Origin of the sequence: Streptomyces sp. AHU1 (genome assembly GCF_045343905.1) — a bacterium.
Classification (GTDB): domain Bacteria; phylum Actinomycetota; class Actinomycetes; order Streptomycetales; family Streptomycetaceae; genus Streptomyces; species Streptomyces triticiradicis.
In genome coordinates, this window is sequence record NZ_CP174283.1 from 7917805 (window position 1) to 7937079 (window position 19275).

General features: G+C 71.9%; 20 protein-coding genes. 9 read left to right on the forward strand and 11 right to left on the reverse strand.

From position 1 onward, the window contains the following. Positions 1–38 precede the first annotated feature (38 nt). Positions 39–1280, reverse strand: a complete 1242-nt coding sequence (locus ACICHK_RS34965) for an MFS transporter (RefSeq protein ID WP_406840041.1) — start codon at positions 1278–1280, stop codon at positions 39–41. A gap of 241 nt (positions 1281–1521) precedes the next feature. Here ACICHK_RS34965 and ACICHK_RS34970 point away from each other — a divergent pair, with 241 nt between their 5' ends. Continuing rightward, the gene (locus ACICHK_RS34970) at positions 1522–2094 is read left to right on the forward strand and encodes a dihydrofolate reductase family protein (protein WP_406840042.1); all 573 of its coding nucleotides are present in this window, start codon (positions 1522–1524) and stop codon (positions 2092–2094) included. Between the two features lie 80 nt (positions 2095–2174). Here ACICHK_RS34970 and ACICHK_RS34975 read toward each other — a convergent pair whose 3' ends face one another. From ACICHK_RS34975 to ACICHK_RS34990, 4 genes are all read right to left on the reverse strand, one after another. After that, complete coding sequence (locus ACICHK_RS34975) at positions 2175–2651, reverse strand: DUF4396 domain-containing protein (RefSeq protein ID WP_406840043.1); 477 nt, start codon at positions 2649–2651, stop codon at positions 2175–2177. A 171-nt stretch (positions 2652–2822) separates the two neighbouring features. Continuing rightward, positions 2823–3488 (reverse strand): DUF305 domain-containing protein, encoded by a 666-nt coding sequence (locus ACICHK_RS34980; protein ID WP_406840044.1) that lies wholly within the window; start codon positions 3486–3488, stop codon positions 2823–2825. A 103-nt stretch (positions 3489–3591) separates the two neighbouring features. Beyond that, positions 3592–4014 carry a DUF6153 family protein gene (locus tag ACICHK_RS34985; RefSeq protein WP_406840045.1) on the reverse strand — a complete coding sequence of 141 codons (423 nt, stop codon included), beginning with the start codon at positions 4012–4014 and terminating at the stop codon, positions 3592–3594. A 64-nt stretch (positions 4015–4078) separates the two neighbouring features. Continuing rightward, a complete protein-coding gene (locus ACICHK_RS34990) occupies positions 4079–5686 on the reverse strand; it encodes an alpha-amylase family glycosyl hydrolase (RefSeq protein ID WP_406840046.1) in 1608 nt (535 codons plus the stop codon). 170 nt (positions 5687–5856) lie between these two features. Here ACICHK_RS34990 and ACICHK_RS34995 point away from each other — a divergent pair, with 170 nt between their 5' ends. After that, on the forward strand, positions 5857–6582 hold the full coding sequence (locus ACICHK_RS34995) for a carbon-nitrogen hydrolase family protein (RefSeq protein WP_406840047.1): 726 nt from the start codon (positions 5857–5859) through the stop codon (positions 6580–6582). 114 nt (positions 6583–6696) lie between these two features. On the opposite strand, the gene ACICHK_RS35000 is transcribed toward ACICHK_RS34995, so the two are convergent. Beyond that, complete coding sequence (locus ACICHK_RS35000; protein WP_406840048.1) at positions 6697–7308, reverse strand: TetR/AcrR family transcriptional regulator; 612 nt, start codon at positions 7306–7308, stop codon at positions 6697–6699. Between the two features lie 339 nt (positions 7309–7647). On the opposite strand from ACICHK_RS35000, the gene ACICHK_RS35005 reads away from it, so the two are divergent. The 5 genes from ACICHK_RS35005 (at position 7648) to ACICHK_RS35025 (ending at position 13390) form a co-directional block, all read left to right on the forward strand. After that, positions 7648–8232, forward strand: coding sequence for a (2Fe-2S)-binding protein (locus ACICHK_RS35005; protein ID WP_406840049.1), 585 nt, complete (start codon positions 7648–7650; stop codon positions 8230–8232). Further along, positions 8229–9221, forward strand: a complete 993-nt coding sequence (locus tag ACICHK_RS35010; protein WP_406840050.1) for an FAD binding domain-containing protein — start codon at positions 8229–8231, stop codon at positions 9219–9221. The genes ACICHK_RS35005 and ACICHK_RS35010 overlap by 4 nt, the downstream gene beginning before the upstream one ends. Then, positions 9218–11344 carry a xanthine dehydrogenase family protein molybdopterin-binding subunit gene (locus ACICHK_RS35015; protein ID WP_406840051.1) on the forward strand — a complete coding sequence of 709 codons (2127 nt, stop codon included), beginning with the start codon at positions 9218–9220 and terminating at the stop codon, positions 11342–11344. Before ACICHK_RS35010 ends, ACICHK_RS35015 begins: the two co-directional genes overlap by 4 nt. Continuing rightward, the gene (locus tag ACICHK_RS35020) at positions 11337–12443 is read left to right on the forward strand and encodes an XdhC family protein (protein WP_406840052.1); all 1107 of its coding nucleotides are present in this window, start codon (positions 11337–11339) and stop codon (positions 12441–12443) included. The genes ACICHK_RS35015 and ACICHK_RS35020 overlap by 8 nt, the downstream gene beginning before the upstream one ends. Positions 12444–12604: 161 nt before the next feature. Next, positions 12605–13390: a class I SAM-dependent methyltransferase gene (locus tag ACICHK_RS35025; RefSeq protein ID WP_151468897.1), complete on the forward strand. Its 786-nt coding sequence runs from the start codon at positions 12605–12607 to the stop codon at positions 13388–13390. On the opposite strand, the gene ACICHK_RS35030 is transcribed toward ACICHK_RS35025, so the two are convergent. Then, positions 13368–14093 carry a GntR family transcriptional regulator gene (locus ACICHK_RS35030; protein ID WP_151468896.1) on the reverse strand — a complete coding sequence of 242 codons (726 nt, stop codon included), beginning with the start codon at positions 14091–14093 and terminating at the stop codon, positions 13368–13370. The two genes, ACICHK_RS35025 and ACICHK_RS35030, sit on opposite strands and share 23 nt — an antisense overlap. Positions 14094–14540: 447 nt before the next feature. Here ACICHK_RS35030 and ACICHK_RS35035 point away from each other — a divergent pair, with 447 nt between their 5' ends. Then, entirely contained in the window at positions 14541–15242 is a 702-nt protein-coding gene (locus ACICHK_RS35035) for a hypothetical protein (RefSeq protein ID WP_406840053.1), read from the forward strand. A gap of 177 nt (positions 15243–15419) precedes the next feature. Here the strand turns inward: ACICHK_RS35035 and ACICHK_RS35040 are convergent, their stop codons facing one another. The 4 genes from ACICHK_RS35040 to ACICHK_RS35055 form a co-directional block, all read right to left on the reverse strand. Then, entirely contained in the window at positions 15420–15734 is a 315-nt protein-coding gene (locus ACICHK_RS35040) for a beta/gamma crystallin domain-containing protein (RefSeq protein WP_406841401.1), read from the reverse strand. 405 nt (positions 15735–16139) lie between these two features. Further along, positions 16140–16541: a nuclear transport factor 2 family protein gene (locus tag ACICHK_RS35045; protein ID WP_406840054.1), complete on the reverse strand. Its 402-nt coding sequence runs from the start codon at positions 16539–16541 to the stop codon at positions 16140–16142. 8 nt (positions 16542–16549) lie between these two features. Further along, a complete protein-coding gene (locus tag ACICHK_RS35050) occupies positions 16550–17515 on the reverse strand; it encodes an acetylxylan esterase (protein WP_406840055.1) in 966 nt (321 codons plus the stop codon). Between the two features lie 86 nt (positions 17516–17601). Continuing rightward, the gene (locus ACICHK_RS35055; RefSeq protein WP_151468891.1) at positions 17602–18186 is read right to left on the reverse strand and encodes a hypothetical protein; all 585 of its coding nucleotides are present in this window, start codon (positions 18184–18186) and stop codon (positions 17602–17604) included. 264 nt (positions 18187–18450) lie between these two features. Here ACICHK_RS35055 and ACICHK_RS35060 point away from each other — a divergent pair, with 264 nt between their 5' ends. Next, positions 18451–19179 (forward strand): hypothetical protein, encoded by a 729-nt coding sequence (locus ACICHK_RS35060; RefSeq protein WP_406840056.1) that lies wholly within the window; start codon positions 18451–18453, stop codon positions 19177–19179. The last annotated feature ends 96 nt before the right edge of the window (positions 19180–19275 follow it).

A 19275-nucleotide genomic window follows, 5' to 3' on the forward strand; every position in this document is an offset into this window, starting at 1 on the left:
CGGACCCGGCCGCCCTTCCCGTCCTTCCCGCGCTTCGGTCAGGCGGCTGACACGTTCTCGTTCCCGGCGGGCTCGGCCGGGGTCCGCGCGGCGTCCTGCCGGCGTTGCGCCCGGCGGACGGCGAGCGGTGCCGCCAGGCCGGTCAGCGCGAACATGGCTCCCACGACGTACCACCCGGGGCGGCCCCAGGTGATGCAGAGCGCGATCAGCAGACCCGGCCCGAAGGCCTCGGCCAGCCCCGCGCCCAGACCGAACACACCCAGGTACTGGCCGGTGGCGTGCCGCGGGGCGAAGGCGAAGGACACCTCGAAACCGGCGGCGGAGTACCACAGTTCGCCGACGGTGTGGATCACCGCCGCGACCAGGAGCAGCGTCGCGGCGGCCCACGCCGGTGTTCCGGCGGACAGCGAGATCAGCGAGCAGGAGACGAGGAAGGCCACGCCCGCCCGGCGGTAGGCGCTTCCGCCGGCCGAGGCGGAGGCTATGCTGCGGCTCGCCCGCACCTGGAACGCGACGACGATGACGGTGCTGGTGAGGATCGTGCCCGAGATGAGCCAGTGCGGGGCGGCGGTGGCACCGACGAGCCAGAGCGGGATGCCCACGGTGAGGACCTTGAACTGGACGGCCATGACGCCGTCGAGGGCGGTGAGCAGCAGGTAGGGGTGGTCACGGAGGGCGATCCAGCGGGGGCCGCCGTCGGTGGGGACCGGCGCGACCGGCGGGAGCAGGGTCAGGAGCACCGCGCAGACCACGAAGGCGAACGCGTTCCCCAGGACCATCAGTTGGTACGCGGTGAGGGTGCCGACCTGGACCACCCAGCCGGCCAGCACCGCGCCGAGGGAGATGCCGACGTTGGTCACCGCGCGGAGATAGGCCCGGAACTCCTGCGGCCGGTCCCCTCCGTAATGCCGGACGAGCGGGCTGTGGGCGGCGACTCCGGCCGTCTTCGCCCCGGCGGCCGCGCAGACCGCGAGCACGAACGGCCAGAAGCTGTCCGCCAGTACGAAACCGGCCGTGGCCAGCGCCTGCACCACGAGCGTGGCCCGGTAGACGCCGCGTGCTCCGTACCGGTCCGCCAGATGGCCGACCGTGACCCCCAGCGTCAGCGCGACGAGCCCGGCCAGTCCGAGACCGAGTCCCACCTGGTCCGCCGGAAGGTGGACCGCCTCGGTGAAGTACAGCACTCCGGCGGTCAGATAGAGGCCGGTGCCGATGGTGTGGACGAACTCCGAGGCCGCGAGGACGCGCTGCGGCCGGGTATCCGGAATCAGGCGAGGCATGGACACGACTCCACGTGACGGACGGGAAGCAAGGGGCCCCGCAAGTCTGTTGTGGCGTCACTCGCCCTAGCAAGAGCCTCACTTCGCCGGGACTTCCCGGACTGTCGGTGCCCGCGGCCACGGCGGGATCCCGGTGATCGGCGGTCAGAGGTCGTGTCGGTGCGCGGAAGCTGCGAGGGTGGTCCGAGCGCGCACCGGCCGACCCTGGCCGGGACGGACACGAGACACCGAGGAATCCTGGATGCGTACTCTGATCAGCACCGCCTTCATCTCGCTCGACGGCGTCGTGGAGTCCCCGGGCGGCGAGCCCGGGTACCGGAACGCGGGGTGGACCTACAAGGACGTCGAGTTCCTCCCCGAGGCGTTCGAGATCAAGGGCAGGGAGCAGAAGGAAGCCACCGCGATGCTGATGGGTCGGGTCAGCTACGAGGCGTTCAGCCCGCTGTGGCCGGACATGGAGGATTTCCCCGACTACAAGGTGATGCCGAAGTACGTCGTCTCCACCACCCTCACCGACGACGACCTCGTTTCGAACTGGGGTGAGACCACGATCCTGCGCTCGCTCGACGAGGTCGCCGCGTTGAAGGAGACCGAGGGCGGCCCGATCATCGTCCACGGCAGCGCCACCCTGAACCAGGGCCTTTCGGACGCCGGCCTGATCGACCGCTACCACCTGCTCGTCTTCCCGCTCCTGCTCGGCGCGGGCAAGCGTCTGTTCAGCGTCACGGACAAGGACACCCAGAAGCTGAAGCTGGTCGAGCACGAGGCGTACGCCAACGGCCTTCAGAAGAACGTCTTCGACGTCGTCCGCTGACAAGGATCCCGCGCCCCCCGTCCGGTCGCGCCCGGACGGGGGCCCGGGTCGGCGTCCGGGCCGGGCGGTGCACGGCGTTGTCAGTGGTAGGCGTGCACGACGGCGTGCCCCTTGCCGCGGCTGATCATCCACCGGTTGAGCGGCGTGGTGAGCACGAAGGCCACAGCCAGGGAAAACGCGAGCGCGGCCCAGAAGAGGAACTGGTCGAGGCCGGCGTCCATCGCGCCGGGCACGCTCACGATGACGGTGTTGTCGATGATCTCCATGACGGCGATGGACACGGTGTCCGCGGCCAGCGCGACCTTGAGCGCCTGGCGGACCGGCAGTCCGGCACGCAGCACGCCACGCATGGTCAGCGCGTAACCGAAGACGAAGGCGAGCGCTACGGAGATGACGACGGTGGTCACGTTGTGCAGACCCGCGGCGGTACCGATGACCATGCCGAGGACTTCACCGATGGCGCAGCCCGTCAGGCAGTGCAGCGTCGCCCGGGCGGCGGTGCGCCAGGACGTCCCGGAGCCGTCGTGCTGGTGCTGGTCGTGTGCGGTGTGGTCCATCGTCGGCCTCCCCTTCGTCGGATCGTGTCACCCTGCCAACCGTATACCCCCCAGGGGTATTCCGGAGTGGTCGGAACGAGTTCATGTGAATGCCTCGGACCGGGGTGATCGGCCCGCGGGCCCGGGGCGGCTGTTCGACAGCGGCTCCGAGCCCTCGGACCGAGTGTTCCGCTACTTGCCGAGCATCTTGTCCATGCCGGTGATCTCGGACGATTGCGAGGTGACGATCGACTTCGCCATCGTCGTGGCGGGACCGTAGGAGCCCTTGGCCTGCTCGGTCTTCGCCATCGCGATCGCGCCTTCGTGATGGCCGATCATCATCTGCAGGAACGCCTTGTCGAAGGCGTCACCGGACGAACCCTTCAGCTTGTCCATCTCATCGTCCGACATCATGCCCGGCATCGGCGAGCCGGAATGATCCATGCCCTCCATGCCCTCCATGCCCTCCATGCCGGCGTCCGGGACCTTCGCGCCCCAGGCCTTCAGCCATCCGGACATGGTGTCGATCTCGGGGTCCTGCGCCTGCTTGATCTTGTCGGCCAGGTCCTTCACCTGCTGGGACTTCGCCCGCGAGGCGGCCAGGCCGGCCATGGCCACGGCCTGCCGGTGGTGCGGGATCATCCCCTGGGCGAACGAGACGTCCTGCGCGTTGTGGCTGCCCTGTGCGCCGGACGCGGTGCTCGAGGGGCCGGCGGTGGACGTCGCCTCCCTGTCGTGACCCGTGTGCTCCGACGAGGAGGAGGAATCGCTGCTGCCGCAGGCGGCCAGCACCGTCGCTGCGGTGGCGATGGCAGCCGATACGGCAGTCCGGCGGAAGAGGGAACGGCGAGGTGCCATGAGAGGTACGACTCCTTGAAGTGCCCGCGCCCACGCGCGGGAGAAACGGATGCATGCAGGCCGGAGCACGCCACCCCGTCAGTGGGGTGTCGTGCGGGAGCCTCTAGATCCGCAGGAGCTGCAACTCGGAGAGATCGGGCGGTGCGCGGCCGTCGACCGGTCCGGCGGCCGGGCCGCCGCCGACGGCCGCGACGGATTCGACACGAACGGCCGGGTCGGGCGTCAGGGCGGGCGGAACATAAGCAGTGGACGTACCACCCGCCGCGCATGTCCCGCCGGCGTGGTCCATGGCCATGCCGCCGTCGTCCGCGTCGGACAGGTGCCGGCAGTCCGCTCCGGCGACATGGACGGGTGCGGGGTGATGCCCGGGGGACCCGGCCGACACGATCATGTCGTGCCGGCCCGCGGCCGGCATACCGGCGGGGGACAGGGCGTGCATGCCCAGCACCCCCGCGATCAGGGCCAGGGCCAGCCACATCCAGCGCACAGAGCTCGCCCCGGAACCGGTGCGGGCGCTGGAGATCATGAACTCATCATAAGAGATCTTCTCCGGCCCGGTGGTCGAACACTCCGCGGAGAACGGCGGTCGTTCAGGATCCGGCTCGTCCGTCGGCGAGTTCGAAGACACCGTAACCGAATCCCCGGGCGCTCACCGTGCCCGCCTCGATCCCGACGCCCTCCGATTCCAGGGAGCGGGCGACGGCGATCCGCCCGACGGGGCAACTCGCCCGCTCACGGCGCGGGTTGACCACGACGAGATACCGGCCGCCCCGCACGTACACGAACGGGTACCCGGCGTGCACCACCTCGACCGAGCCGCCCGGCCCCAGCTCCGGCGCGCCCGTGCGCAACGCGACCAGACGGCGTACGAGGTGCAGGAGCGAGGTGTCGTCGGCCCGTTGGGCGGCGACCGTCGGGCGGTCCGGGGCCGGGTCGAGGGGGAGGTACAGCCGGTCGGCCGGGGCCGTGGAGAAACCGGCGTCGGGTCCCTCGTCCCACTGCATCGGCGTACGGGAACCCGCGCGGTTGTAGCGCGGGCCCAGCACGCTTCCCTCCTTCTCGGGCAGCCCCGGGACGTAGCGCATGCCGATCTCGTCGCCGTAGTAGATCGCCGGAAGGGTCGGCCAGGTCAGCTGGAAGACGAAGGCGACGGGCAGCTGACCGGCCGTGCGGGGGCCGCAGTTGAGGCGGGAGAAGTCGTGGTTGGCGGTCGGGAGCGCGATGAACCCGCTGTCGCCGAGCGCGGCGGCCGCACTGTGCCAGGCCTCCACGAACGGGCGCGGCGAGCCGCGGCCCTCGGCGTCGAAGAAGCAGTCGAGCGGATCCCAGGCCTCGTTGACCGTGCCCTCGCCGTTGCTCCACAGCGAGCGCAGGGCGCGCCCGTCGGTCGGGCCGCCGAACTGGAGGAAGAAGTCCGCGTGGAACCCCGCGGGGACGGACACCTCGGGCTCGCCCCACTCCGAAAGCAGTACGGCCTCCGGATGGACGTCGTCCAGCCAGTGCCTCAACTCCTTCCAGACCGCGGCCGTCCCGCGCTTGTCCGGGTCGTCCTTCACGAGTGAGGCCGCCATGTCCACGCGGAAGCCGGCCAGTCCGAGGCCGAGCCAGTGGTCCATCACCGTGCGCAGCGCCGCCCGGTTGGCGCGCGGACCCGGCGCGTCGGCCGGCAGGCGCCAGGGCTCGTCCGGACGGGCGCGCCCGTAGCCGAAGTTGAGGGCGGGCTGGAAGGCGAAGAAGTTCGGCAGGTACGACCCCGGGCGGGTCCCGGGGGAGGGGACGAATCCGTCCGGGGCGTGACCCTCGGGCGCCCAGATGTACCGGTCGTCGGCCGGGTCGTCCATCGCGGCCCGGAACCAGGGGTGCTGGTCGGAGGTGTGGCCCGCCACGAGGTCGAGGAGGACGCGGATGCCGCGGCGGCGCGCTTCGTCGACGAGGCGGGCGAGGTCGTCGGACGTGCCGTAGCGGGGGGCGACCCGCAGGTAGTCGGCGACGTCGTACCCGGCGTCGCCGAAGGGGGACACGAAACACGGGTTGAGCCACACGGCGTTGACGCCCAGCCACGCCAGGTGGTCGAGGCGCTCGGTGATCCCGTCGAAGTCGCCGATGCCGTCGCCGTTCGAGTCGGCGAACGACTGCGGATAGATCTGGTAGAAGACTGCGTCGGCCAGCCAGCCGGGGGCGGGGCGGAACGAGGTCATACCAGGACGATAAGTCAGCGCACCGGGTGTCCGCTGCCCCGCGGGTCGTCGTTCGGCCGCCGTCGGCCGTTGTGCCGCGGGTGCGGGGCCCGGCCCGGGAAGGCGTCCGCCCCGCCCGGCGGGCCGGTCCGGTTCCGGACGGTGTGGCTGGACATCGGATAATCCAGGTCATGGAGACGAGTGGAACGAAGAGGGAGCCGCTGACGGTGGCCGCCGTCCAGCCCGTGTGGGCCGGAGCGGATGTCCCGGCGAACGTCGGGGAACACGCGCGGGCCATCGAGCGGGCGAACGCGAGACTGGTGGTCTTCCCCGAGTTCTCCCTCACCGGATACGACCTCGGCGCGCCCTCGCTGGCCGTGGACGACGATCGTCTCGGGCCCTTGGCGGACGCCTGCCGTGCCGTCGGCTCGGTGGCGCTGGTCGGCGCGCCGATCAGCGCCGAGGACGGCCGCGACCACATCGCCACTCTGGCCGTGACCGGTGACGGCGTGACGGCGGTGTACCGGAAGATGTGGCTGCACGGGGCCGAGTTCGACCGGTTCAGCCCCGGCGAGAAGCCGGTGGTGGTCACCGTCGACGGGTGGAGGCTCGGACTGGCCATCTGCTACGACGCCGCCGTGCCCCGGCACGCCGCCGACACGGCGGCGCTCGGCATCGACGCCTACGTGGCGAGCACCCTCTACGGACCGGGCCCCGATTCCGCGGCTCGCCGGGACACCCACATGCGGGAGCGCGCCACCGCCCACGGCGTCTGGGTCGTTCTCTCCACCGCGGCCGGCCCCAGCGGCTCCTACGCGCAGACCTCCGGCGGCTCGGGCGTCTGGGGGCGGAGCGGAGAGCCGGTCGCCCGGGCCGGTCGTGACGCGGGCGAGATCACTACGGCCCTGCTCGGCTGACGGGCGGTTCGCGCCCCGGCCTTCGAGCCGGAGGCGCATCGCGTCTCCGCGATGCGCCGACCTCGGATGCGGGCGCGGATCCGCACCGCCGTCGGCGTCCACGGCCGGACGCGCTCAGTCCGGGTGTCCGCGCTGCTCGACGAGGGGGTGCGGCCGGGGAGCGCCCGCCCGCAACCCGTCCATGACGAGGTCGAGGAGACGGGTGGCGCGCGGCCGCCAGCCCTCTTCCGGCGTCATCTGCCACAGGCCCGCGATGGCGAGGACGAAGTCGTCGGCGGTGACCCCGGGGCGGATGGTGCCCGCCTCCTCGCCGGCGCGCAGCAGGAGTTCGGCCGCCTCGGTGACCGGCGTGGGAGAGGGTCTCGTGGGGCCTCCGGGCGCACTGGTGGCGAGGCGGATCGCGTCGGCCAGACCGGCTTTGGTCATGGCGAACTCGGCCAGCCGGTCCATCCAGATGCGTAGGGCCCGGTGCGGTGGGAACTCCTGGAGGAGCCGGGGCGCGCTGTCGGCGACCTGCCGCATCTCGTGGCGGTAGATCTCCAGGACGAGGGTCTCGCGGTTGGGGAAGTTCCGGTAGAGCGTGCCCTGGCCGACGCCGGCCTTCTTGGCGATGGCGCTGAGCGGTGCGTCCGGACGCTGCGTCAGCTCGTGCAGGGCGATGCGGAGGATGCGTTCACGGTTGCGCTGCGCGTCCGAGCGCAGAGGGGGGTCCTTCTCGTGCCGCACTCGTCGCTCCTCACGTCGCGTGGCCGAATCGCATCCTTGATAAGCGGACAGCTGTCCGTTAAGTTTCCGGGTAGCGGACGGCTGTCCGGTTCGGGTCCAGCCTAGCCGCTGCCGCGGTCCGCACGTCAGCCCATCGCGGTCATCGGAGTTGTCCATCCGTGGCCCTGCCGCGTACCTCGTTCCACCGAGCGCCTCGCCTCCCTCACGTACTCCATGTCGCCCGCGACGACGCACCGTCGGCGACGCCGTCATCGCCGCAAGGCGCACGCCAAGAAGCCACCCGGCCTCGGTACCGAGGCCGGCACATCCCAAGTACGGCACGCCTGAAAGAAGTTGCTCATGGGTTTATCGACGTCCAGCGTCATCACCCTGCACATCAACGGCGAGAAGCACACGCTGCCCGTCGACCACCGCGCCACCCTGCTCGACGCCCTGCGCGAGCGGCTCGACCTGACCGGCACGAAGAAGGGCTGCGACCAAGGCCAGTGCGGTGCCTGCACCGTTCTGGTCGACGGCCGCAGAACAGTGGCCTGTCTGCAGTTCGCGGTCGCGGCCGAAGGGCGTGAGATCACCACCATCGAAGGCATGGCGACCGGCGGCCGACTGCATCCGGTCCAGCAGGCGTTCCTTGACCTCGACGGCTACCAGTGCGGCTACTGCACACCCGGTCAGATCTGTTCGGCGATCGGCATGCTCGCGGAACACGCCGCCGGATGGCCGAGCGCCGCTTCCCGGGACGTACGTCCGGCGGCCGGGCCGGCACCGCTGACCCCCGAGGAGATCCGTGAGCGGATGAGCGGCAACCTGTGCCGGTGCAGCGCGTACACGTCGATCGTCGAGGCCGTCGCACGAGCCGCCGATGCCGACGCCGACGCCTCGTCGGCGACGGACGCCCCGGCGCGGTCCGGGGAGGCCGCCGCATGAAGGAGTTCGACTACCGCAGGGCGCCCGACGTCCTGGGCGCCGTCACCCTCCTCGACGCCGATCCGGACGCGCGCTACCTCGCCGGCGGCACCAACCTGGTCGACCTCATGAAGAGCGGCGTGGAGCGCCCCACCCGTCTCGTCGACGTACGACAACTGCCCCTGGACCGCGTCGAGTCGACCCCGGACGGCGGGCTGCGCGTCGGCGCGACCGTCACCAACAGCGATCTCGCCGCCCACCCCGACATCCGCAGCCGCTGTCCCATGCTGACCCAGGCGGTGCTCGCCGGTGCCTCCGGCCAGCTGCGCAACATGGCCACGGTCGGCGGCAACCTCCTCCAGCGCACCCGCTGCGCCTACTTCACCGACACGACCAAGCCGTGCAACAAACGCGACCCCGGCAGCGGCTGTCCGGCCCTCGGCGGCGAGCACCGCAACCACGCCATCCTCGGCGCCTCCGAGAGCTGCGTGGCCGTGCACCCCTCGGACATGGCCGTCGCCCTGGCCGCCCTCGACGCCGTCGTGCACTACGAAACCGTCGACGGACGGGGCGAGTTGCCGCTGGACCAGCTGTATCCGTCCGTCGACGGCACACCGGACCGCGAGACGGCCCTGCCGGCGGGCGCGCTGATCACCGCTGTCTCGCTGCCGCCGCTGCCGGTGGCGGCCCGCTCCCGGTACCGCAAGGTACGCGAACGGGCCTCCTACGCCTTCGCGATCGGCTCCGTCGCCGCCGCGCTCGACATCCGCGACGGAATCGTGCGTGACGCGCGCCTCGCGTTCGGCGCGGTCGCCTCCCGGCCCTGGCGCGCACGGACCGCCGAGCGGATCCTGATCGGGGCGCCCGCGACCGCCGAGACGTACGCGGCCGCCGCCGAAGCCGAACTGGAGGCGGCCCGGCCGCTGCGGCACAACGGATACAAGGTGCCCCTGATGCGCAACCTGACCGTGGCCGTGCTGAGCGAGCTCGACGAGGAGGCCGCGCGATGACCACCACCGCACAGAAGACCGCCGTACGCGCGGTCGGCACCGCCCACGTGCGCGTGGAAGGACGGGACAAGGTCACCGGCACCGCCCGCTACGCGGGTGACGTCCCCTTCGCCGGACTCGGCCACGGATGGCTGGTGCTGTCCACCGTGGCGCGGGGCCGCATCCGTGACATCGAGAGCGCACCCGTCCTCGAGATGCCCGGTGTCCTCACGGTCCTGGACCACCGCAGCGCCCCACGCCTGAACACCGACTACATCGGCCTGATGGGCATCAAGCCCGACCCCACCTGTGCCGTCTTCCAGAACGACACCGTGCCCCACCTGGGCTGGCCGGTGGCCCTCGTCGTCGCGGAGACGCCCGAGCAGGCACGGGAAGCGGCCGAGGCCCTGGTCGTCGACTACGAGGTGCTGCCGCACGACACCGGGTTCCACGGGGACCACCCGGACTCCCACCCCGCGGACGGTCACATGCCCGGGGTGACCGACAAGGGCGACCTGGAAGCCGAACTGGCCGCGTCGGCCGCCGTCGTGGACGAGGAGTACACCACCCCGGAAGAACACCACCACCCCATGGAGCCCCACGCCGCGACCGCCCGCTGGGAGGACGGCCGCCTCGAAGTGGTCGATTCCAACCAGGGCGCCACCTGGGTGGTCGGCGAGCTGGCCAACCTGTTCTCGCTGGATCCCGCGTCGGTGCGCGTGCGTTCGGAGCACGTCGGCGGCGGATTCGGCAGCAAGGGCGTACGCGCCCACCAGGTGGCGGCCGTGATGGCCGCGAGGATCCTCGGCCGGCCGGTGCGCGTGGCCCTGACCCGGCCCCAGATGTTCGCACTGGCCGGCCACCGCAGCCCCACGGTCCAGCGGGCCAGGCTCGGAGCCGACGCCGACGGGCGGCTGCGCGCCCTGGACCACCGCTCGGTGAGCCGGACCGGCACGATCTACGAGTTCGTCGAGCCGAGCGCCGGTGTGGCACGGACGATGTACGACGCCGACGCCCACCACACCGAGAACCGCCTCGTACGGCTCGACGTACCCAGCCCCACCTTCATGCGCGCGCCCGGTGAGGCGCCGGGATCCTTCGCCCTGGAGTCCGCGCTCGACGAACTCGCCGAGAAGTGCGGGATCGACCCGATCGAACTGCGCCTGCGCAACGAGCCCGACAAGGGTCCCGTCTCGGGCCTGCCCTTCGCCGGCCGCAACCTGCGGGCCTGCTTCGACGAGGGCGCCCGCCGCTTCGGCTGGGACCGGCGCGATCCCCGCCCCCGCGCGCGGCGCGACGGCCGTTGGCTGCTGGGCACCGGCACCGCCGCCGCGTCCTTCCCCGCGGGTGCGGCCCCCTCCACGGCCACCATCACCGCCGAGGCCGACGGCCGCTTCACCGTGCGGATATCGGCCGCCGACATCGGAACGGGCGCCCGTACCGCGCTCACCCTCGTCGCCGCCGACGCCCTCGAGGTCGCACCCGATCGGGTGACCGTGCGGATCGGGGACAGCGACTTCGGTCCCGCGATGATCGCCGGCGGTTCGATGGGCACCCGCTCCTGGTCCCTGGCCGTCATCACCGCCGCCGGCAACCTGCGAGAGCACCTCGTTCCCGGCGCGGCGATCCCCGCCGGAGGAATCACCGTACGCTCGGACACCACCGCACAGATCGCGGCGCTCACGAACAGGGAACGGCACTCCTACGGCGCCCAGTTCGCCGAGGTCGCCGTGGACCCGGCCACGGGTGAGGTGCGCGTACGCCGCATGCTCGGCGTCTTCGCCGCGGGCCGCATCGTCAACCCGCTGACCGCACGCGGCCAGTTCACCGGCGGGATGATCTGGGGCATCTCCATGGCCCTGCACGAGGAAGCCGTGCGCGATCCGGCGTTCGGCGGCCCGGTCGGCGCCGACCTGGCCAACTATCACGTGGCCACACACGCCGACGTCCCGCGCGTCGAGGCGGACTGGGTGGAGGACACCGACCCCGACGACCCGGTCGGCATCAAGGGCATCGGCGAGGTGGGCATCGTCGGTGCCGCGGCCGCCGTCGCCAACGCGGTCTGGCACGCCACCGGCGTACGGCAGCGCCATCTGCCCATCCGCCCGGACCGCGTTCTCACGGCAGCGGGCGACGATGCTTGACCTGCTTCCGGAACTGAAGGACTGGCTCGACGACGGCCGTGACGTCGCCGTCGCCACCGTCGTGTCCGTCAACGGCAGCGCACCGCGCGGTCCCGGTGCCGCCCTCGCCGTCGACCGGGCCGGCACCGTCATCGGCTCGGTGTCGGGCGGCTGCGTCGAGGGCGCGGTCCACGAGCTGTGCGCTCGGGCGCTGGAGACCGGGCAGAGCGTCGTGGAGCGGTTCGGCTACAGCGACGAGGACGCCTTCGCCGTGGGTCTGACCTGCGGCGGCGTCCTCGACGTGATGGTCACCCCCGTGTTCGCCGGCACGCCGGCCAGGACGCTGCTGCGATCCGCGTCGGACGCCGCGGAAAAGGGCGAGCCGGTCGCCCTGGCCCGAGTGGTCGACGGGCGGCCCGAACACCTCGGCGCCGCCCTGCTCGTCCACGGCGACGGCTCCACCGAAGGCGGCCTCGGGATCCACGAGGACCTCGACCGCACGGCCGCGGCGCACGCCCTGGTCGCGCTCGACGCGGGCCGCACGGGTACGGCCGACCTGTCGCCGGACGGATCGCACTGCCCCCGCGGACTCACCCTGTTCGTGGAGGCCCGTACACCACCCCCTCGGATGATCGTGTTCGGCGCGATCGACTTCGCCGCGGCCCTGGTGCGGGCCGGGAAGTTCCTGGGCTACCACGTCACGGTGTGCGACGCCCGGCCGGTCTTCACCACGCGGGCCCGTTTTCCCGAAGCGGACGAAGTCGTCGTGGACTGGCCGCACCGCTATCTGCGGGAGACCCCGACCGACGAACGGACCGTGCTGTGTGTCCTGACGCACGACGCCAAGTTCGACATCCCCCTGCTGGAGGTGGCGCTGCGGCTGCCGGTCGCCTTCGTGGGCGCGATGGGCTCACGCCGTACCCACGCCGACCGGAACCGCAGACTGCGTGAAGCGGGCCTGCGCACGGAGGAGTTGGCGCGCCTCAGGTCGCCCATCGGGCTCGACCTCAGGGGCCGTACGTCCGAGGAGACCGCCCTGTCGATCGCGGCGGAGATCGTCGCGGTCCACAGAGGCGGAACGGGCCGCCCCCTGACCGGAGCGGGAACCCCGATCCACTGATCGTGCGCCACCGCATCGGTCGTGCGGTCGGCGACCGCCGAAGTCCTCAGGGAGGCAGGAGCACTCAAGAAGGCAGGAGCACGCAGAACACCGAGAGCTGTCCGGCTCCGTAGGAGATGAGGTCTCAGCCCTCGCGTCCGTCACGGTCTAAGCTCGGCGAGATGTTCACCCCGCAAGGTCCCACCCTCCGCGAACTGACCGTGCAGGCACTCTCGTCGATCGAGCACGGCTACGACCTGCTCGCGCCCAAGTTCGACCACACGCCGTTCCGGACGCCGGACACGATCCTCGAAGCGGTGGGGAAGGCGCTCGCGCCGATGGGGCCGTTCGCCACGGGGCTCGATCTCTGCTGCGGTACCGGAGCGGGCACGGAGGTCCTGCGGGAGCTGTGCCGGGAGAGCGTCACCGGCGTCGACATCAGCACGGGCATGCTCACGGTCGGGCGCTCGCGGCTCGGGGGCGCCGGTTCGCCGTCCCCGGCGGGCGGGGACCCTTCGCCGTCGGTCGCCCTCGTGCGCGCGGACGCCCGTGCCCTGCCCTTCGGGCCGGTGTTCGACCTGGTCGTGAGCTTCGGCGCCTTCGGGCACTTCCTGCCGCGCGAGCTGCCCGGCCTGTTCTCCGGCGTCCATGACGTCCTGCGTCCGGGCGGACGCTTCGCCTTCCCCGTCGTGGCCCCGCCGCGGCCCGGTTCGCCCTGGTACTGGGCCCTGCTGGGCTTCGACACGGTGATGCGGGTGCGCAACGCCGTCCGGCGCCCGACCTTCGTCATGTACTACCGCACGTTCCGGCTCGGTGACGTGGAGCGGGAGCTGGCGCGGGCCGGGTTCCGGACGGAGCTGCACGCGCTGACCGAGTTCGGCCGCAGGAGGGACGGCAGTCCGCGGGCCCGGATGGTCGTGGCCACGCGTGCGGACCGCCCGGACCCTACGTCGCCGCCGGCAGCGTGAACTCGTAGACCAGCGCGTCCTGTCGGGCGTCCACGGTCAGGTCGGTGATCTCCAGGGGCCGGTCGTACTGGTCGTGCACGCGCCGGGTGACCCGTACCGACTGGGGGAGCCTGGTGATGGCGTCCCGGTGGTGCAGGGTCAGGCCCGCCTTGCGCATCCAGTCGTAGGCGCGGGACAGCTGCGCCGAGGAGTGGCCGTTCGCGCGGTCGCGGTAGCGGGCGAGTTCCTCCACCTCGGTCACGGCGACGGCGGAAAACGATGTCACGGCCGAGCGCAGCCCGCTGCCGTCGGCCGCGGCGGACTCGTAGCGGTGGACCAGCGTCGCCCGCAGCGGGGAGAGTCCGAGGGCCTCGGCGTGTTCCGGCGAGGGCGTCTCCCAGGTCACGGTGGTCCGCCGGCATCCGTCGGGTTCGCCGGTGTGCGCGCCGACGGGGAAGTCGAGGGACGGGACGTGCTCGGCGCCGGTGGCGGACAGCGTCGCGTGGCTGCCGCGCCGGTCGGTGGAGACCTGACCGTCGCGCCGCAGCATGTTCAGCGCCTGCCGTACGGTCTCCCGGCTGACGCCGAACCGGGCGGCCAGCTCGCGTTCACCCGGCAGGCGTTCGCCGGGCGGGATGGTCCCGTCGCGCAGCTCGCCGAGCAGCTGTGCGGCGACCTGCGCGTAGAGCGGTTCGTGGTCGGACTGATGGGTGGTGCGGGCCATGACCGCGCCTCCTGATGGTGACAAAACGTAGTCGTATGAGCTCGGTGCGCCACCACATCTAGCATTGGTCTAAACCACTAGGAAAGGGTGTTCGAAGACTTCGGCCGATTCCGGTCCGCGCCCCTGCCCGGCGCGGGCCCGAACCGGAGCGCGCGGGCCCGGGTGCCGGCGGGCGTCGGCTCCCTTGGGCCGACTGCGATGCGCGGGCCCACGAGGCTCGTCGCCCATCTCGACCGGACCGTGTTTCCGGGCCGCCGGGATCGTGGGACCCGCCGGACCCGCCGTGTCCGAAAGTCCTCGGCCCGTGTATACGAGCCGTCGACCCGCGTGCTCGGGCCGGAGGTCCGCGCGGTCGCCCGCGCCCACGACGTGACGCCGGTGCCGGGCGGGCGTTGTCAGCGGTCGGCCGTAGGCTCGCCGCCCCAGGGTTCGATGGACGGAGGCGACGTGAGTTTCGATCTTGCGGTGTGGTTCGAGTCCGAGCGGATCCCGGTCTCCGCCGCCGTCGGTACGTACGAGCGGCTGTGCGACGGCGACCTCGCCGGGGCCGGAGTCGTCGCGAGCGAGGCCGTGGCCGCGTTCCACCGGGAGCTGACCGGGCGGTTCCCCGAGCTCCCGGCCACCGAGGACGAGGGGCCGGGGGCGGAGGCGTCGCCGTGGACGGCGGGCCTCGACGTCTCCGCCGCACATGTGATCATGCCCATGTCCTGGAGCCGGGCCGGCGGTACGGCGCCCGAGGTGGTGGCCCTCGCGGGCCGGCACGGACTCGTCTGCTTCGACCCGCAGGCCCAGGTGCTGCACCGTCCGCCCGCGCAGCGCGGTACGGACGCGCTGAGCCTTCAGTCGTGCGTCGGGCTGAAGGTGGAGGACGCGGACCCCGACGTGATCGAACGTGCCGTGCACCGGTTGTCCGAGGACAACTGGTTCCTGATCCTGGAGGGGCGCAGCGGCCATTTCCTCCAGGTCGGTCACGGCCCGAACGCGGGCCTCTCCGCGGGCGAGTTCGCCGTCGAACGCCGGGACGGTTCGCCGGAGCGTCACTACCGCTGCGTGCTGGGCGAGAGGGACCAGGTGGCCGCGCTCTTCGCCGACTACGCGTCGGGTGCGACCACGTGGAGCGTGGACGCGCGGTGGGACAGCCTCTTCTGAGCGGCCTCATGGGAACAGGCCGATGCGGGCCGCACGGAAATCGCGTGACCCGCATCGGCGAGCCGGGGAGGATTCGGTTCATCCCCGCAGGGAATTCAGTCCCGCGCGGGAGGAATTCGTATAAGGGAAAGGGTGTGCGTCGGCACGTCCCTTCCCGGGGATCTGTCCACTCGTCCGCTAAAGGATTTCGATGTCCTTGACCTTCGGGGGGCGGCTCGGGAAAGTGATGTCGGTCCACCGGTTGATGCGTACGGAGTCGCCGTTCGCGTCGTAGTAGATGAGGTCGTTGTTTCCTGTCGAAATGCGGTCGACCCACCATGAGCCGAAGTTGGTCCGGCCCTTGTTGGCGTAGCAGTCCACGCTGGACCTGCCGTCGAGGTGCGACCAGATCTTCAGGAAGTTCTCCCCGCCGCGGCACTCGACGTGGTCGATGGCGAACGCGTTGCCCGTGGGCATGGCCATCGTGATGCCCACGGTGGCCACCGCCGCCATGGTCATGGAACGGGCGACCCTCATGGTCCTTGAGATCACAACTTCTCCTTCATTCAACACGCGAACGGGGAAAGTACGTCACGGCCGGGCGCATGAAGGCACGCCGAAAAGGTATCCGCCTGCCTCCGTGCGACCCTTCCGTCGTCTTGTCTCTCGGGCTTGCCCTACGAAGATCCTGCAGGACGACTGCATACGGCAAGGATCCATGGACCTCTGGGCCGGATCGTGTCCCTGAATGTCTAGATCGGGACCGCTTGGAGTGGGGTTGAAGTTTAATTCCCGGTCGTCCGTAAGCCCTTTTCGTTTCGGTGCGTGACGGTCGAATGTCGTGTACATGCGAATCGGTGCGCCGATACCGAATGGGCGGGAACCCCGGCCGGAGGTCATGGCGGAACCGTCGCGCTCCTAGGCCGTCCGCCAGGGGAGGGCGGGTACGGACTCCGGGGTGCTGTGCCAGTAGTCCCGCGTCTCCACCGCGAGCCCCGCGGCGTCGAAGCGGACGAGGACGCAGCCCGCGAGCGTCGTGGGACGGCCGTCCTCCCGTGCGAGGACGCGGAACTCGGCGACCGCGCGGCCGTCCCGGCCGACCAGGGGTTCGGAGAAACGGACGTCGGTCGTGTCCTCGGACGCGAAGGACCAGCGGAGGTAAGAGGCGAGCTCGTCCTTGCCGCGGTGGGGTTCCCGGAAGGGCATGGACCGGTGGACGCACGCGTCCGCGTACAGCTCCAGGATCGCCTCGACGTCATGGGCCGCCCAGGACCGCTCCCACACCGCCACGAAGCGCCGCGCCGCGGCGGCCGTGTCCATCGCGGGCCTCAGATCCGGGCGGGCAGCCAGCGCAGTTGCGCGGCCTGCTGGTAAGGGCCGCCGCCCTCATGGTCGTTGAAGTCGTACACCTCGATCTGCTTGTCCTCGCCCGCCCAGGCGTTGAAGGCCGCGAACACCGTCGACGGCGGGCAGGTCTGGTCCTCCAGGGCGACGGAGAACAGGGCGGGTGCCCGGCCGCGCGCGGCGAAGTGCACCCCGTCGAAGTAGGAGAGGGTGCGCTGCACCTGTTCCGTGCGGCCGCGGTGGGTCTTGAGGTAGTTGCCGATCTCCCGGTAGGGGGCGCGGTCCGTGAGGGTCGTGGCGCGCGGGAAGTCGCACAGGAACGGTACGTCGGGGGCGATCGCCGCCAGGTCGGGCACCAGACAGCCGACCGCGATGGTGATGCCGCCGCCCTGGCTCCCGCCGAGCGCGGCGACGCGCGCCGCGTCGACCAGGGGGTGCGAGCGGGCCGCCTCCACGGCGCGCACGGCGTCCGTGAACAGCCGCCGGTAGTAGTACGTTTCGGGGTCCTCGACGCCCCGCGTCATGAATCCCGGGAAAGCGGGCGCGCTGCCCACCGGGTCCGGGGTCTCGCCGCCGCCCCAGGCGCTCGCCTGACCGCGGGTGTCCATCACGAAGTGCGCGAAGCCGGCCGACGCCCACAGCAGATGTGTGTGCGGGAGCCCGCGTCCGCCGCCGTAGCCGATGAACTCGACGACCGCGGGCAGCGGGGAGTCCGCCCCGGCCGGTACGGTCAGCCAGCCCTTGACCGGATGCCCGCCGAACCCCGCGAACGTGACGTCGTGGACGGTGACGGTCCTCAGCGGGATCCCGACCGGCTCGAAGCGGGCGGCGAGGTCGTGTTCGCGGGTCTCCTTGAGCGTCTCGGCCCAGAAGGAGTCGAAGTCCTCGGGCTCGGTGGACGCGCTGCGGTAGGTGCGGAGTTCGTCGAGCGGGAGGTCGAACAGGGCCATCGAGGACCACCTTTCGGCACGCGAACGCGGATGATCACACCGTACGTCCGTCCTCGCGGGCCCGCCACGGCCGCGCCCGGTGCCCCTCAGGCCGTCCGCCGGGTCCAGTCCGGTTCCGTCCGCGCCCAGTCGTGCTCCCACCGGGCCAGCCGGCGGCGCACCAGGGCCCGGCGTACGCAGAGATGCGCGACCGAGACGGCGAAGGCGGCGCCCGCGGCGGTGAAGGCGCCTATGGCCAGGGCCTGTTGCAGGACCGCCGAAGGACTCGGCGCCGGACGCACGATCGTGCCCCGGGCGTCGGTCCACACATCGATGCGCGTACCGCGCCGCAGACCCGCGGGCACACGCACCAGGCCGGTCCGCGCCGTTCCGTCGGACCCCGTCCAGCGAACCGGCGCGGAGAGCGGGCGCCGTCCGCCGCCCGGCGTCGCGGGCACCGCCGCGGGCGCGTCCTCCGCCAGTACGGCGCGTACGTGGTGCTGGGTGGCGCGCCGCGCCACCGCGTGCGCCTGTGCGCCGTCGTACGCCCACCGTGCCACCCCTGCCCCCGCGAGCGGCGCGCCGACGAGCAGCAGGACGCCGACGGCCAGTGCCCACCACGCCTCGACGACGTCGGAACGGCGCCGCAGCGGATTGCGGCGCCAGCGCCAGCCGCGCACCCGGGTTCGCATGTCCCCTCCTCACCGCCGCGCGCCGCCCCGGCCCGAAGAGGAGCCACGGTGGGACACGAGCCGTCCCCACTCGCGACACCCGATTGCCCCATCGGAGCCCACATACACACGCGGGTTCGGATTTCATGCGGCACCGTGCTCAAAAGGGCGCCGCCGGTCGCCGCTGGGCCGTCGACCCGGACGTGTTCGGGCTGCTCCCGTGCCGCCGTACGGCACTTCGTGAGCCGGGGCCGGCCGCCGCGTCGCCGTGTGTACGGTGACCGCGTGCCCTTCTTCGCCTTTGACGACGCCGAGCACTTCTACGGCGAGCCGGAACCCGCGCCCGGGGCACGCGTGTCCTTCGTACCCGACAAGCTGTCCGCCGCTCGTGAGCGCCGTACCGTGCGACCGGCGGACCTGCAGCCGCCCGGCAACGAGGGGCTGATGGTGAACGAGATCGCCACGGACGTCTCGATGTGGCCGTCCAGTCTGTGGCGCGTGACCGATCTCGAACCGATGCGGCCGCTGCTGAGCCAGGGGTGGATACGCTGCCGGTCCTTCACGGTCGTGGAACAGGTGCCCGCCTGGCTGGCCGCCGGCCCTCACGGTGACGCCGTGGAATGGGTGATCGACCAGGCGCGGGCGCTGACCGGCGCCCAGGCCGAGGCCCTGGCCGCGCTGTCGGACGAAGGCGAAGAGCCTCTGACCCGAACGCTGTGGGCTCGGTGGAGGCGGGGCCACGGCAGCGGTTCTCCGGTCGGATGGGCCCTGACGGCGCTCCAGGAGGTGGTCACGGAGGCCGCTCACCGGGTGGGCCCGCACCTGTTCGGCCCGGACGAGGAGATCGAGGAGGTCGAGGTGCTCAGCGATCCGGCCTGGCTGCGGGCCCAGCGTGCGGCGTACGCGGCCGCCCTGGCGCTCGGCGCTCCCGGGTTCCTCGCACCCGACGAGAACGCGCTGCTCGCCCGCCGGTGGACCACCGTGTTCGGCTCGCCCGACCTGCCCGGACGATAGCGGTCATGGAGGGCCTCCCGGGCTCCGCGAGCCGTGGGCAGGTCACACGGCGGGCCGGGTGGGGAGAGGCATCGCCCACGCCGGTTCCACCGTGCC

Excerpts from the sequence above, each read along its gene's own strand:
- ACICHK_RS34975 (WP_406840043.1), bottom strand. The coding sequence starts at position 2,651 with ATGGACCACACCGCACACGACCAGCACCAGCACGACGGCTCCGGGACG.
- ACICHK_RS35010 (WP_406840050.1), top strand. The coding sequence starts at position 8,229 with ATGAAGGAGTTCGACTACCGCAGGGCGCCCGACGTCCTGGGCGCCGTC.
- ACICHK_RS34985 (WP_406840045.1), bottom strand. The coding sequence starts at position 4,014 with ATGATCTCCAGCGCCCGCACCGGTTCCGGGGCGAGCTCTGTGCGCTGG.
- ACICHK_RS34970 (WP_406840042.1), top strand. The coding sequence starts at position 1,522 with ATGCGTACTCTGATCAGCACCGCCTTCATCTCGCTCGACGGCGTCGTG.
- ACICHK_RS35015 (WP_406840051.1), top strand. The coding sequence starts at position 9,218 with ATGACCACCACCGCACAGAAGACCGCCGTACGCGCGGTCGGCACCGCC.
- ACICHK_RS35030 (WP_151468896.1), bottom strand. The coding sequence starts at position 14,093 with ATGGCCCGCACCACCCATCAGTCCGACCACGAACCGCTCTACGCGCAG.
- ACICHK_RS35040 (WP_406841401.1), bottom strand. The coding sequence starts at position 15,734 with ATGGCGGCGGTGGCCACCGTGGGCATCACGATGGCCATGCCCACGGGC.
- ACICHK_RS35055 (WP_151468891.1), bottom strand. The coding sequence starts at position 18,186 with ATGCGAACCCGGGTGCGCGGCTGGCGCTGGCGCCGCAATCCGCTGCGG.
- ACICHK_RS34990 (WP_406840046.1), bottom strand. The coding sequence starts at position 5,686 with ATGACCTCGTTCCGCCCCGCCCCCGGCTGGCTGGCCGACGCAGTCTTC.
- ACICHK_RS35020 (WP_406840052.1), top strand. The coding sequence starts at position 11,337 with ATGCTTGACCTGCTTCCGGAACTGAAGGACTGGCTCGACGACGGCCGT.
- ACICHK_RS34965 (WP_406840041.1), bottom strand. The coding sequence starts at position 1,280 with ATGCCTCGCCTGATTCCGGATACCCGGCCGCAGCGCGTCCTCGCGGCC.
- ACICHK_RS34995 (WP_406840047.1), top strand. The coding sequence starts at position 5,857 with ATGGAGACGAGTGGAACGAAGAGGGAGCCGCTGACGGTGGCCGCCGTC.
- ACICHK_RS35050 (WP_406840055.1), bottom strand. The coding sequence starts at position 17,515 with ATGGCCCTGTTCGACCTCCCGCTCGACGAACTCCGCACCTACCGCAGC.
- ACICHK_RS35025 (WP_151468897.1), top strand. The coding sequence starts at position 12,605 with ATGTTCACCCCGCAAGGTCCCACCCTCCGCGAACTGACCGTGCAGGCA.
- ACICHK_RS35005 (WP_406840049.1), top strand. The coding sequence starts at position 7,648 with ATGGGTTTATCGACGTCCAGCGTCATCACCCTGCACATCAACGGCGAG.
- ACICHK_RS35045 (WP_406840054.1), bottom strand. The coding sequence starts at position 16,541 with ATGGACACGGCCGCCGCGGCGCGGCGCTTCGTGGCGGTGTGGGAGCGG.
- ACICHK_RS34980 (WP_406840044.1), bottom strand. The coding sequence starts at position 3,488 with ATGGCACCTCGCCGTTCCCTCTTCCGCCGGACTGCCGTATCGGCTGCC.